This window comes from Pseudomonas sp. UBA1879, from assembly GCF_002338065.1.
GTDB lineage: Bacteria > Pseudomonadota > Gammaproteobacteria > Pseudomonadales > Pseudomonadaceae > Aquipseudomonas.
In genome coordinates this window covers 101,998-114,880 of record NZ_DDHJ01000001.1, presented here as the reverse complement: position 1 = coordinate 114,880, position 12,883 = coordinate 101,998, and the positions used below count along the sequence as shown (strand labels likewise).

7 protein-coding genes are annotated in these 12,883 nt (G+C 62.2%); 3 read left to right on the top strand and 4 right to left on the bottom strand.

Annotated features, from left to right (window positions below; translation table 11 throughout):
* The first annotated feature begins 24 nt into the window (after nucleotides 1–24).
* The gene (gene ptsP, locus B3N48_RS00520; protein WP_296178321.1) at nucleotides 25–2,562 is read left to right on the top strand and encodes a phosphoenolpyruvate--protein phosphotransferase; all 2,538 of its coding nucleotides are present in this window, start codon (nucleotides 25–27) and stop codon (nucleotides 2,560–2,562) included.
* A gap of 33 nt (nucleotides 2,563–2,595) precedes the next feature.
* Entirely contained in the window at nucleotides 2,596–4,281 is a 1,686-nt protein-coding gene (gene nagE, locus B3N48_RS00515; RefSeq protein WP_296178320.1) for an N-acetylglucosamine-specific PTS transporter subunit IIBC, read from the top strand.
* A 153-nt stretch (nucleotides 4,282–4,434) separates the two neighbouring features.
* Here the strand turns inward: nagE and cutA are convergent, their stop codons facing one another.
* Both cutA and purL read right to left on the bottom strand, forming a co-directional pair.
* On the bottom strand, nucleotides 4,435–4,746 hold the full coding sequence (gene cutA, locus B3N48_RS00510) for a YqfO family protein (protein ID WP_296178317.1): 312 nt from the start codon (nucleotides 4,744–4,746) through the stop codon (nucleotides 4,435–4,437).
* Between the two features lie 6 nt (nucleotides 4,747–4,752).
* A complete protein-coding gene (gene purL / locus B3N48_RS00505) occupies nucleotides 4,753–8,652 on the bottom strand; it encodes a phosphoribosylformylglycinamidine synthase (RefSeq protein ID WP_296178315.1) in 3,900 nt (1,299 codons plus the stop codon).
* A 214-nt stretch (nucleotides 8,653–8,866) separates the two neighbouring features.
* Between purL and mltF the strand changes: the two genes are divergently transcribed.
* Nucleotides 8,867–10,327, top strand: a complete 1,461-nt coding sequence (gene mltF, locus B3N48_RS00500) for a membrane-bound lytic murein transglycosylase MltF (RefSeq protein WP_296178314.1) — start codon at nucleotides 8,867–8,869, stop codon at nucleotides 10,325–10,327.
* 654 nt (nucleotides 10,328–10,981) lie between these two features.
* Here the strand turns inward: mltF and tadA are convergent.
* Entirely contained in the window at nucleotides 10,982–11,464 is a 483-nt protein-coding gene (gene tadA, locus B3N48_RS00495; protein ID WP_296178312.1) for a tRNA adenosine(34) deaminase TadA, read from the bottom strand.
* Entirely contained in the window at nucleotides 11,464–12,837 is a 1,374-nt protein-coding gene (locus B3N48_RS00490; RefSeq protein WP_296178309.1) for a multicopper oxidase family protein, read from the bottom strand. Before B3N48_RS00490 ends, tadA begins: the two co-directional genes overlap by 1 nt.
* Between the last annotated feature and the right edge of the window lie 46 nt (nucleotides 12,838–12,883).

Below are 12,883 nucleotides of genomic sequence, written 5' to 3'. Positions count from 1 at the left end.
AGCGACGCCAACAAGGACGATGTCATGCATAACAACAAACAAATGACGTTCAGCGCCCCGTTCAGCGGAGCGGTACTGGAGATGGCCCAAGTGCCTGACCCGGTGTTCGCCGAGGGCGCCATGGGCGTCGGCATTGCCATTGATCCACTGGATGCCGTGCTGCACGCGCCCTTCGCCGGGGTGGTCATTAATGTCGCGCGCACTCGCCATGCCGTGAATCTGCGGGCCGATAACGGCAGCGAGTGGCTGCTGCACGTGGGCATCGACACCGTGGGGCTGAATGGCGAAGGCTTTGAAGCGTTGGTCAAAGACGGCCAACGGGTGAAGGACGGCCAACCGCTATTGCGCTTCGATCTGGACAAGGTGGCCCGCGAAAGCCGTAGCTTGGTCAGCCCGCTGATTCTGCTGAACAGTGATCGTTACAGCGTGACGCCCGCCCGGCCTTTTGGCTCGGTGAACGTGGGCGAACCGTTGCTGATCATCGAAGGTGTGGCCCAAGACACGCAAGCGGCCGCAAACACCGATGTTCGGGCCAAACAGGCCCGCGGCACCATTCGCGTGGCTCACAGCGGCGGATTGCATGCGCGTCCTGCCGCGCTGGTGCGTCATACGGCCCGCCAATTCTCGAGCCATGCCGAGCTGCATTTCGCCGGGGCCAGTGCCTCGACCGACAGCGTTACCGGCCTGATGGGCCTTGGCGTGGCCGAGCAGGATGAGGTGGAAGTGGTGTGTCTGGGGCATGACAGCGACGTGGCGTTGCAGGCGCTGCTCAAGACGCTGTCCACGCCCTCCCCGGACGAAAAACCGCAAGCGCCAATGGCCCCTGTCACGCCCCTGGGCAACGAAAAGGGAGATCTCGAACACGCCGTACTGCGCGGGGTGACCGCATCCCCCGGCCTGGCCAGCGGCCCATTGTTCCGGCTCGACACGATTGAGCTGGAAGAAGACTTCGGCGGCCACCGTCCTGACGAACAACGCCAGATTCTCACTGAGGGCCTGGTACAGGTTCGTGCCGACGTCAGCACCTCTCTCGACCATCAGCATCACGAACAGAGCGCGATCTTCGCCACGCACCTGGCGATGCTCGAAGACCCGGCCCTGCTCGACGCGGCCTACGACGCCATCGATCAAGGGCAGAGCGCGACCCACGCCTGGAGTCAGGCTGTGCTGGCCCAGTGCGCGGTACTGGAAAACCTCGGCAATCCTCTGCTCGCCGAACGCGCCAACGACCTGCGCGACCTGCGTCAACGGGTATTGCTGACGTTGCTCGGCGATGCGCGAAACATTGAAGTACCGGCCGGCGCTATCGTCATCGCTCGCGAACTGACCCCGTCAGACCTGCTGATGCTGGTGCAGCGTGGCGTCGGCGGGATTTGCATGGCGGATGGCGGCGCCACGTCCCACGTCGCCATCCTCGCCCGCAGCAAGGGTCTGCCGTGCCTGGTGGCACTGGGGTCGGCGCTGCTCGACGTCGCGTCCGATCAAGACGTGGTGCTGGATGCCGACAACGGGCGGCTGGAACTCAAGCCCGATGCGGCTCGCCTACAGGACATTCAGACCCTTCGCACACAGCGCTTCGAACAGCGCCAGCTACAGCAGCAACAGGCGCATCTCCCTGCACACACGCAGGACGGCGTCGGCATTGAGGTCGCGGCCAACGTCGCGTCCCGAGCCGACGCTGAAAACGCGCAGCTCAATGGCGCCGATGGCGTGGGCCTGCTGCGCACCGAGTTTCTGTTCGTGGATCGCAAAATCGCCCCCACTGAGGACGAGCAGCTGTCGGCCTATCAGTCGGTGCTCGACGCCATGCCCGAGAAACCGGTGATCATCCGCACCATCGACGTCGGCGGCGACAAGCAACTGGAATACCTGCCCCTCCCCGCCGAAGCCAATCCAGTGCTGGGCCTGCGCGGCATTCGTCTGGGCCAGGCCCGTCCCGGGCTGCTCGATCAACAGCTGCGGGCGCTGTTGCGGGTCAAGCCGCTGGCGCGTTGCCGCATTCTGCTGCCGATGATCAGCGAGGTCAGCGAACTGCTGGCGGTGCGGGCGCGCATCGACGCATTGGCCCTGGAAGCCGGCATCAGCGAGCGCCCTGAATTGGGCGTGATGATCGAGGTGCCGTCTGCTGCCTTGCTCGCCGGGCAACTGGCCGAACACGCGGACTTTCTGTCCATCGGCACCAACGATTTGTCGCAATACACCTTGGCCATGGACCGGGACCATGCGGGGCTCGCGGCGCGCGTCGACGCGCTGCACCCCGCCCTCTTGCGCCTGATCGCCATGACCTGCACCGCCGCCCAGGATAAAGGCCGCTGGGTCGGTGTGTGTGGCGCGCTGGCGTCCGACCCGCTGGCCACGGCTGCGCTGATCGGGCTGGGTGTGCGCGAGCTGTCAGTGAGTCCGCCTCAAGTGCCGGAAATCAAGGCTCAGGTCCGCGAGCTGGACGTCCGCCAATGTGAGGCACTGGCTCAACACGTGATGAACCTGACCAGTGCCGAAGCCGTGCGTGAGGCCTGCCGCACCTTTCAAACGCAGGTTCTGACGCCAAAAGCCATCGCCTGAATAACAAGAACGATCACCTCAAGGAGCGACGTCATGTACCAACATTTCATCGAAGGGTTGCAGCGGCTGGGGCGCGCGTTGATGCTGCCCATCGCGATTCTGCCGATTGCCGGTCTGTTGCTGCGTCTGGGCGATACCGACCTGCTGGACATCGCGATCATTCACTCGGCGGGCAACGCGATCTTCAGCAACCTGGCGCTGATCTTCGCCATCGGCATCGCCGTGGGCTTCGCCCGCGACAACAACGGTACGGCGGGTCTGGCCGGTGCGATCGGCTATCTGGTCATGACCTCGACCCTCAAGGTGCTCGACCCGCACATCGACATGGGCATGCTCGCCGGGATCATCTCGGGCCTGCTGGGCGGCGCGATGTACAACCGCTTCAAGGACATTCATCTGCCCGAATACCTGGCGTTTTTTGGCGGGCGTCGGTTCGTGCCGATTGTCACAGGGCTGTCGGCGGTGGTGCTGGGGTTGGTGTTCGGGCTGATCTGGCCACCGGTGCAACAGGGCATCAACACCCTCGGCCAACTGATGCTGGACAGCGGCAGCATCGGCGCGTTTTTCTTCGGCGTGATGAACCGAATCCTGATCATCACCGGTCTGCACCACATCCTGAATAACCTGGTGTGGTTCGTGTTTGGCAGCTTCACCGACCCTGATACCGGCCGTGCAGTCACCGGCGATCTGGCGCGCTATTTTGCGGGCGATCCCCATGCGGGCCAGTTCATGACCGGCATGTTCCCGATGATGATTTTCGGTCTGCCTGCGGCCTGTCTGGCGATGTACCGCAATGCGCTGCCCGAAAACCGCAAGCTGATCGGCGGGATTCTGCTGTCGATGGCCCTGACTTCGGCCTTGACTGGCGTGACCGAGCCGATCGAATTCGCGTTTATGTTCCTCGCGCCGATGCTCTATGTGCTGCACGCACTGCTGACCGGCTTGTCGATGGCGGTCACGAACCTGCTCAACATCCATTTGGGTTTCACGTTTTCAGGCGGCGCTATCGACATGGCATTGGGCTGGGGCAAGTCCACCAATGGCTGGCTGGTGTTTCCAGTGGGCTTGGCATACGCGCTGATCTATTACGTGGTGTTCGACCAGTGCATCAAGCGCTTCAACTTGAAAACACCCGGGCGTGAACAGGTCGTCGCCACTACCGCTCAATTGGCCCAAAGCGACCGCGCCGGCGCTTACATCAATGCGTTGGGCGGCGCTGACAATCTACTCGGGATTGACGCCTGCACCACACGCTTGCGTCTGCAACTGGTGGACCGCAACAAAGCGCAGGACAACGAACTGAAAGCGCTGGGCGCGATGGCGGTGGTGCGTCCGGGGAATGCGGGAAGTCTGCAAGTGGTGGTCGGGCCAATGGCCGATGGCCTGGCAGACGAACTGCGCAACGCCCTCCCCCATGCGGCGAAGACGCCAGTGGCTGGGGAGCCGGTCGTTGCGGCTCCTCGTCAAACAGTCGACATCGCACAGGCAGCGCAATGGTTCAAGGCGCTGGGTGGTAAAGGCATTGCAGACGTGGAATGCGTGGCACTGACCCGACTGCGGGTGCAATTGAAGGAAGGCCAGTCGTTGGCGGCGGGTCAACTGGAAGCGTTGGGGTCGCAAGGGGTGCGAAGCCTGGGGAACGGCGTGTGGCATGTGTTGGTAGGGGATGGTGCGCAAGGGTTGAGCGAGGCGGTGCGGGGGATGGTCAAACCGACCTGACAGGCGACACAACCTCCTGCGGGAGACACCTATGGTAGGAGCCGGCTTGCTGGCGAAGGCGGTGGACCAGTCAACATCGTTTTAACTGACCCGCCGCCTTCGCCAGCAAGCCGGCTCCTACTTTTGCGGTGTGCCAAAGACACGCAATCTGCTTCAGAAATCCGCGAGCTTCCACACGTCATAGGCCGGGGTTTCGTAGGGGTGGCTGCTTTTGAGGGCCGCCACAACCTGCTGGATCAATTCATCGGCGACGACAAGCTCGACCTTCCACTCTTCGACTTGCTCGACTTCGCCGGTCTGCCCAATGAACGGCTGGCTGCCGTCCAGTGGGCGGAACTGGCCCATGCCGAGCACCTGCCATGAGCAGCTGTCGTAAGCACCGATTCGCCCCGCACCGGCGGCGAACAACGCGCTTTTGACCTGCTCCACATGGCTCGGCGGTACGAAGAAGGCGAGCTTGTACATCAGCGATTAATTGACCCAGACGCGCGCGTTGCGGAACATCCGCATCCACGCGCCATCTTCAGTCCACTCGTCCGGACGCCACGAGTTGGTCACGGCGCGGAACACGCGCTCAGGGTGCGGCATCATGATGGTGACGCGACCGTCGAGGGTGGTCAGGCCGGTAATCCCGCGCGGCGAGCCATTGGGGTTGGCGGGGTAGGTTTCGGTGACTTTGCCGTGGTTGTCGACGAAGCGAAGAGCGACGGTGCCGGACACATCGGTTTCCAGCAGCGCGTCAGGTGATTTGAACTCCGCGTGACCTTCACCGTGAGCGATGGCGATCGGCATGCGAGACCCGGCCATGCCTTGCAGGAAGATCGACGCCGACTTCTGCACCTCCACCATCGCGACACGCCCTTCGAACTGCTCGGAGCGGTTGCGCACGAAGTGTGGCCAGAATTCGCTGCCCGGAATCAGCTCGCTGAGGTTGGACATCATCTGGCAACCATTGCACACGCCCAATGCGAAGCTGTCGGAACGTTCGAAGAAACCTTGAAACGCATCACGCGCACGACTGTTGAACAACGCAGACTTGGCCCAGCCTTCGCCCGCACCGAGAACGTCGCCGTAGGAGAAACCACCGCACGCCACCAGGCCTTTGAACTCGCTGAGGTCAACACGGCCTGCAAGGATGTCGCTCATGTGCACATCGACCGAAGCAAATCCGGCACGGTCGAAAGCCGCTGCCATTTCAACCTGGCCGTTCACGCCCTGCTCGCGCAGCACCGCCACCTGTGGTCGAACGCCTTTCTTGATGTAAGGCGCAGCGATGTCTTCGTTGACGTCGTAACCCAGCTTGACGCTCAAGCCCAGGTTGTCTTCTTCCAACAGGGCGTCGAATTCCTGATCAGCGCAATCGGCATTGTCGCGCAGACGCTGGATCTGGTAGCTGGTCTCGCTCCACTGACGTTGCAGCAGACGACGATCACCTTTGAACAGCGCCTCGCCGTTCAGGCTGATGACCACCTCGCTGTTGTTGACCGGTTTGCCGATCACAGCGACGCAGTCTTCGCCCAAACCAGCGGCGCTGAACTGCGCCAGCACCACCGGGGTCGCGTCCTGACGCACTTGAATCACGGCGCCGAGCTCTTCGTTGAACAGAATGGCCGCGACTTTCTCACGCTTGCCAGTCAGGGTGTCGAGTTCCAGATTCAGCCCGCAGTGGCCGGCGAACGCCATTTCCAGTGCGGTGGTGATCAGGCCGCCGTCGGAACGGTCGTGGTAAGCCAGCAGATGGCCATCGGCATTGAGGCCCTGAATCACGGCGAAGAACGCCTTCAGGTCTTCAGCGTCGTCAACGTCCGGCGCGGCGCTGCCCAGCTTGCCGTGGGTCTGCGCGAGGATCGACGCACCCATGCGGTTCTGGCCGCGACCCAGGTCGATCAGGATCAGGTCCGTCTCGCCCTTGTCCATGCGCAGTTGAGGGGTCAAGGTCTTGCGAATGTCGGTGACCGGCGCGAAACCGGTGACGATCAGCGACAGCGGCGAGGTGACGGTTTTCTCCGTGCCTTCGTCGCTCCAGCGGGTTTTCATGGACATCGAGTCCTTGCCCACCGGAATGGTGATGCCCAGCTCAGGGCACAACTCCATGCCGACCGCTTTCACGGTGTCGTACAAACGTGCGTCTTCGCCAGGGTGACCGGCTGCGGACATCCAGTTGGCCGACAGTTTGATGTCGGAGATCTTCGCGATGCTTGACGCGGCGATGTTGGTCAGTGTCTCGCCAATCGCCATGCGGCCGGACGCCGGAGCGTCCAGCAGTGCCAGCGGGGTGCGCTCACCCATGGCCATCGATTCGCCGGTGTAGACGTCGAAGCTGGTGGCGGTCACGGCGACGTCCGCCACGGGCACTTGCCACGGGCCGACCATCTGGTCGCGGTTGACCATACCGGTGATGCTGCGGTCGCCGATGGTGATCAGGAAGCTTTTGCTGGCCACGGCGGGGTGATGCAGCACGCGCTGCACGCTTTCTTCGAGGTCGAGGGTGCTCGGGTCGAAATCGTCGCCCAGCTCTTGTTCGCGACTGGCCGAACGATGCATGCGCGGCGCCTTGCCCAGCAGCACTTCCAGCGGCATGTCCACCGGGCTGTTGCCGAAGTGGCTGTCGGTGACTGTCAGTTGCGGCTCTTCGGTGGCTTCACCGACGACTGCGAATGGGCAACGCTCACGTTCACAGATCGCTTTGAAACGTTCGAAATCCGGTGCGCTCACGGCCAGGACGTAACGCTCCTGGGATTCGTTGCTCCAGATTTCCAGCGGGGCCATGCCCGGTTCGTCGTTCGGCACGTTGCGCAGCTCGAAACGACCGCCACGGCCCCCGTCGTTGACCAGTTCAGGGAACGCGTTGGACAGACCGCCCGCCCCCACGTCGTGGATGAAGGCGATCGGGTTCTGGTCGCCCAGCTGCCAGCAACGGTCGATGACCTCCTGGCAACGGCGTTCCATTTCAGGGTTTTCGCGCTGAACCGAGGCGAAGTCCAGGTCCGCAGAACTGGTGCCGGTGGCCATGGAGGAAGCCGCGCCGCCACCCAGGCCGATCAGCATGGCCGGGCCGCCCAGCACGATCAGCTTGGCGCCGACCGTGATCTCGCCCTTCTGCACGTGGTCTTCACGGATGTTGCCCATGCCGCCAGCCAGCATGATCGGCTTGTGATAGCCGCGCACTTCGTCGCCACGCGGCGTGGTAATCGACTGTTCGAAGGTACGGAAATAGCCGGTCAGGGCTGGACGACCGAATTCGTTGTTGAATGCGGCGCCGCCCAGCGGGCCTTCGATCATGATGTCCAGCGGGGTCACGATGCGCTCAGGCTTGCCGTACGGCTGTTCCCAAGGCTGCTCGAAACCCGGAATGTTCAGGTTGGAAACGGTGAAGCCGGTCAAGCCCGCTTTTGGCTTGGCGCCACGGCCAGTCGCGCCTTCGTCGCGAATCTCGCCGCCGGAACCGGTGGAAGCGCCCGGGAACGGAGCGATGGCGGTCGGGTGGTTGTGGGTCTCGACCTTCATCAGAATGTGCACCGGTTCCTGCACCGCGCCGTACTGGCGGGTTTCAGGATTCGGGAAAAAACGACCCGCGACACTGCCGACGATTACCGAAGCGTTGTCCTTATAAGCGGACAGCACGCCTTCGTTGTGCATCTGGTAAGTGTTCTTGATCATGCCGAACAGGCTTTTTTCCTGGCTCTGGCCGTCGATGTCCCAACTGGCGTTGAAGATCTTGTGGCGGCAGTGCTCGGAGTTGGCTTGGGCGAACATCATCAGTTCGATGTCGTGCGGGTTGCGCTTGAGGCCCACGAAGGCATTGACCAGGTAATCGATTTCGTCTTCCGCCAAGGCCAGGCCCAGTTCGACGTTGGCCTTTTCCAGCGCGGCACGACCGCCACCCAGCACGTCCACGGCGGTCAGCGGCTTGGGCTCGGCGTGGCTGAACAGCCCGGCGGCGTCTTCAAGCGCATTGAGGACCAGTTGGGTCATGCGGTCGTGGAGGTTGTCGGCGATGATCTGCGCTTCAGCGTCGCTGGACTGGCCTTCTACATAAAAGGCAATGCCGCGCTCGATGCGCTGGACCTTGGTCAAGCTGCAGTTACGTGCGATGTCGGTGGCCTTGCTCGACCACGGCGAGATGGTGCCGAAGCGCGGCAGCACCAGAAACAGCCGACCGCGAGGCTCTTGAACCGGGACGCTCGGGCCGTATTTCAAGAGTCGCGCGAGGACGTGTTGCTCTTCCTCGGTCAGAACGCCGGTAACCTCAGCGAAGTGGGCGAATTCAGCGTAGAGGCCACTGACAGCCGGAACTGTGACGTTCAGCTGCTCAAGTAATTTCTTGTGGCGGAAGGCGGAAAGGGCGGGAGCACCACGCAGGATCAACATCGTCGGGACAGCCTCGGGGAAGGGGGTGTGCTTTGAGGCCGTGCATTCTAGCCTAAACACGACCTTTCGGCACCCGAAACGAAGGCTTACAACTGCCCGAATGTCGGTGCAAGACGGTTTCTTACATTGATGAGGATAAAAATCCTGCGCTCTATCAGACGCCGCCTTCGCTGTCGAGATATGGCGGTCAGCGCGCTTTGCGTATACTGCACCGATGTTTTCCCCATCAGATTTCCGCCCACGTTGTGCCAAGTGGCTCATCGCAACCGGAATCTTCCTGCTGCTCGGCGCCTGTGTTGAAAAACCCAACACACTGGAACGGGTCAAGGAGGATGGCGTCCTGCGCGTTGTCACCCGCAACAGCCCCGCCACGTACTTTCAGGATCGCAACGGTGAAACCGGTTTCGAGTACGAACTGGTCAAGCGTTTCGCCGACGATCTGGGCGTCGAATTGAAGATTGAAACGGCTGACAACCTGGACGACCTGTTCGACCAAATGAATAAACCGGGTGGCCCGGTCCTGGCAGCAGCCGGCCTGATCAGCACCGACAACCGCGCCAGGCAGGTGCGCTTCTCGCACTCCTACCTTGAAGTCACCCCGCAGGTGATCTATCGCAACGGCCAGAACCGCCCGACAGACCCGGGTGATCTGGTGGGCAAGAAGATTCTCGTGCTCAAGGGCAGCAGCCACGCCGAGCAGTTGGCTGCGCTGAAGGTCAAATATCCCGGCATCACTTACGAAGAGTCCGATCAGGTCGAGGTTGTCGACCTGTTGCGCATGGTGGACGAAGGTCAGATCGATCTCACGCTCGTGGACTCGAACGAGCTCGCCATGAATCAGGTGTATTTCCCCAATGTACGGGTGGCCTTCGATCTCGGCGATGGACGCGATCAGCGTTGGGCCGTCGCGCTGGGCGATGACAACAGCTTGCTGAACGAGATCAACGCCTTCCTCGACAAAATGCAGAAAAACGGCATGCTCCAGCGCCTCAAAGACCGCTATTACGGGCATGTGGACGTGCTCGGCTATGTCGGCGCTTACACCTTCGCCCAGCATTTGCAGGAGCGATTGCCCAAGTATGAGAAACATTTCCAGTCTGCTGCCAAGGCAGAACAGGTGGACTGGCGTTTGCTGGCGGCCATCGGCTATCAGGAATCCCTCTGGCAACCGGCTGTGACGTCCAAGACCGGCGTGCGCGGGCTGATGATGCTGACGCAAAGCACGGCGCAGGCCATGGGGGTGACCAACCGGCTGGACGCGAAACAGAGCATTCAAGGCGGCGCCAAATATTTCGCCTATGTGAAAGAACAGTTGGATGACACGATTCAAGAGCCAGATCGCACATGGCTCGCACTGGCGTCCTACAACATCGGCACCGGGCACCTCGACGATGCGCGCAAGCTGGCAGAGAACGAAGGGCTGAACCCGAACAAGTGGCTCGACGTGAAGAAGATGCTGCCCCGTCTCTCTCAGAAAAAGTGGTACAGCAAGACCCGCTACGGCTACGCCCGAGGCGGCGAGCCGGTCAGCTTCGTGGCCAACATCCGTCGGTATTACGACATCCTGACGTGGGTCACGCAGCCTCAGCTGGAAGGCAGTCAGGTGGTAGAAGGCTCGTTGCACGTGCCGGGCGTGGACAAGACCAAACCGCCGGAAGACAAGGCGCCGCTTTGAGCTTTCGCGGCAATTCCGTGGTTGCATGGATCGCCAATGCTGGTCATAGCGGAGCACCTCCCAAAGGTGGGTAATCGGACGGCAGCTAAGCGTCGCGCCAAACGACTCCCCGCAACTGACCCACCGCCTTCGCGGCCGTCGTCCCTCCGGCGGCTCCTACAGCTGCGGTGGTGGCCGAAGACTCTCGATTCGCGCCAAATTGGCGATCTGTGCCGGTCACCCAAGTTGCGTTCAACACATCTTCCATAGGAGCCACCGGAGGCACGACGGCAGCGAAGCGTCGCGCCAAACGACTCCCCGCAGCTGACCCACCGCCTTCGCGGCCGTCGTTCCTCCGGCGGCTCCTACAGCTGCGGTGGCGGCCGAAGACTCTCGATTCACGCCAAATCGACGATCCACTGCCGGTCACTGAAATCCCGTTCGACACACATTCCGCGGTGGCCAAAAACCCTCGATTTACCACCGAACCGGCGCTGCAACGCCGGTCACCGAAATCCCGTTCAACACACATCCTGTAGGAGCCGCCGGAGGTACGACGGCAGCGAAGCGTCGCGCCAAACGACTCCCCCACACCTGACCCACCGCCTTCGCGGCCGTCGTTCCTCCGTTGGTACAAAGAAGGCGGTGTGTCAGGATTTGGCGATCCCGCGCCCTCTACCCTTTCGCCCTTCTCATCCTGAAAAACTCGCTCAGCATTGTCCCGCACTCCTCGCTGAGCACCCCGCCTTCGAACAGTACCCGATGGTTGAGAAACGGCTGGGTGAAGAACTCTCCCTGGCTCTGCACCACACCTGCCTTGGGTTCGGTCGCACCGTAGACCACGCGGGCGATGCGCGAATGCACGATCAAACCCGCGCACATGCTGCACGGCTCCAGGGTGACGTAAAGCGTGCTGCCGGGCAGGCGGTAGTTGCTCATTGCCCGCGCGGCCGCGCGAATGGCGACCATTTCGGCGTGGGCGCTGGGGTCGCTGCCGCTGATGGGGCAGTTATAGCCGCGGCCAATGATCACGCCGTCGTGAACCACCACGGCGCCCACCGGCACCTCGCCCAGCATCGCCCCCTCGGCGGCCAGCGCCAGGGCCTCGCGCATGAAATGCTGATCACGGCTGCGATCAATGATTTGCGGCTGCCGCATTACGAAACCTCGATAGCTGCCATAAGACCGGTTTCCATGTGATCGACCACATGGCAGTGGAACATCCACACGCCGGGATTATCCGCTACCAGAGCGACCCGTGCGCGCTCGTTTCGGCCTAACAGGTAGGTATCGGTGAAATAAGGAACCACCTCTTTGCGATTGGACGCGATGACTTTGAACGTCATGCCGTGCAGGTGAATGGGGTGCTGGTACTGGGTCATGTTCTTCAGTTCGAAAAGGTAGCTCTTGCCCTTTTGCAATTTGGCGATGGGGCGGTCGGCGCAGGTCTTGTCGTTGATGTCCCATGCCTGGCCGTTGATTTGCCACAGGCTCGGCGGCTGTCCGTTGTCGACATTGACCGACACCGCTCCCGCCCATTCGAAATTGAAGTTGAGTTTTTCTGCGTTCGCCAGGTCAGGTTCGGCCACCGGATTGGCAGGCAATGCCGGAGGCCACTCGCCCGGAGCGTCGTGGTTCGCTACTGAACGGAATGTCCCCAGGCGCACGGGCCCGTTGCGCAATGACAGTTCTTCACCGGCGGCGGGCGCCTTGATCGCCAGACAGATGCGCATGCCCGGGCCCAGCCAGTAATCCTTGCCCAAGGGTCTCGGTTTGATCGGATTGCCGTCCAGTGCGTAAATCATCGCCTCGGTATCCGGCAGGTTCAGGCGATAGGTGACGGTGTTGTCGAGGTTGAGAATGCGCACCCGAGTGATCTGTCCCGCGGGCAGTTCGATGACGCCTTGGGGCACACCATTGATGGTGGACAGCCGCCCCGCCGTCCCTTCGCGCGCCGCCTCACGGGTGACGCTGAAGTCAGTGAACGCGCCCTGCTCGTCCACATGCCAGCTCTTCAGATTGACCACGCGTTCATGCAAAAAGCCCGTAGGCTCGCGTTCTTCGACGATCAGCGGCCCGACCAGGCCCCGCCCCAACTGCTCGCTGCTGCTGACGTGGGGGTGATACCAGTAGCTGCCCGCATCCGGAACGCGAAACACATAGTCGAAGTATTCGCCCGGTTTGACCGGCAACTGCGACACGTACGGCACGCCGTCCATTTCCAGCGGCAGGCGAATGCCGTGCCAATGAATCGTGGTCTCGACCGGCAATCGATTGATGAAGCGCACCCGCAGCCATTCGCCCTGGCGAACCCGCAACTCGGTCCCGGGCGCCGAGCCGCCGAAGGCCCAGGCCGGGGTCTGGTGGCCGGCCACCAGCTCCGTGTCCAGTGGCGCGGCGATCAATTCGTAGTCGTGCCCCTCCCCCGGCCCGGACCTGCCGAGCCAATACCGCGAAACGCCGCCGGCCCCCAGCCCGACCACGGCGAGACCTGCCAGACCTCCGAGAACTTGTCGACGAGTGAAGGACATCAGCACAAAACCTCAAGCAACGGAAACAGAACAACGTCGCGAACGC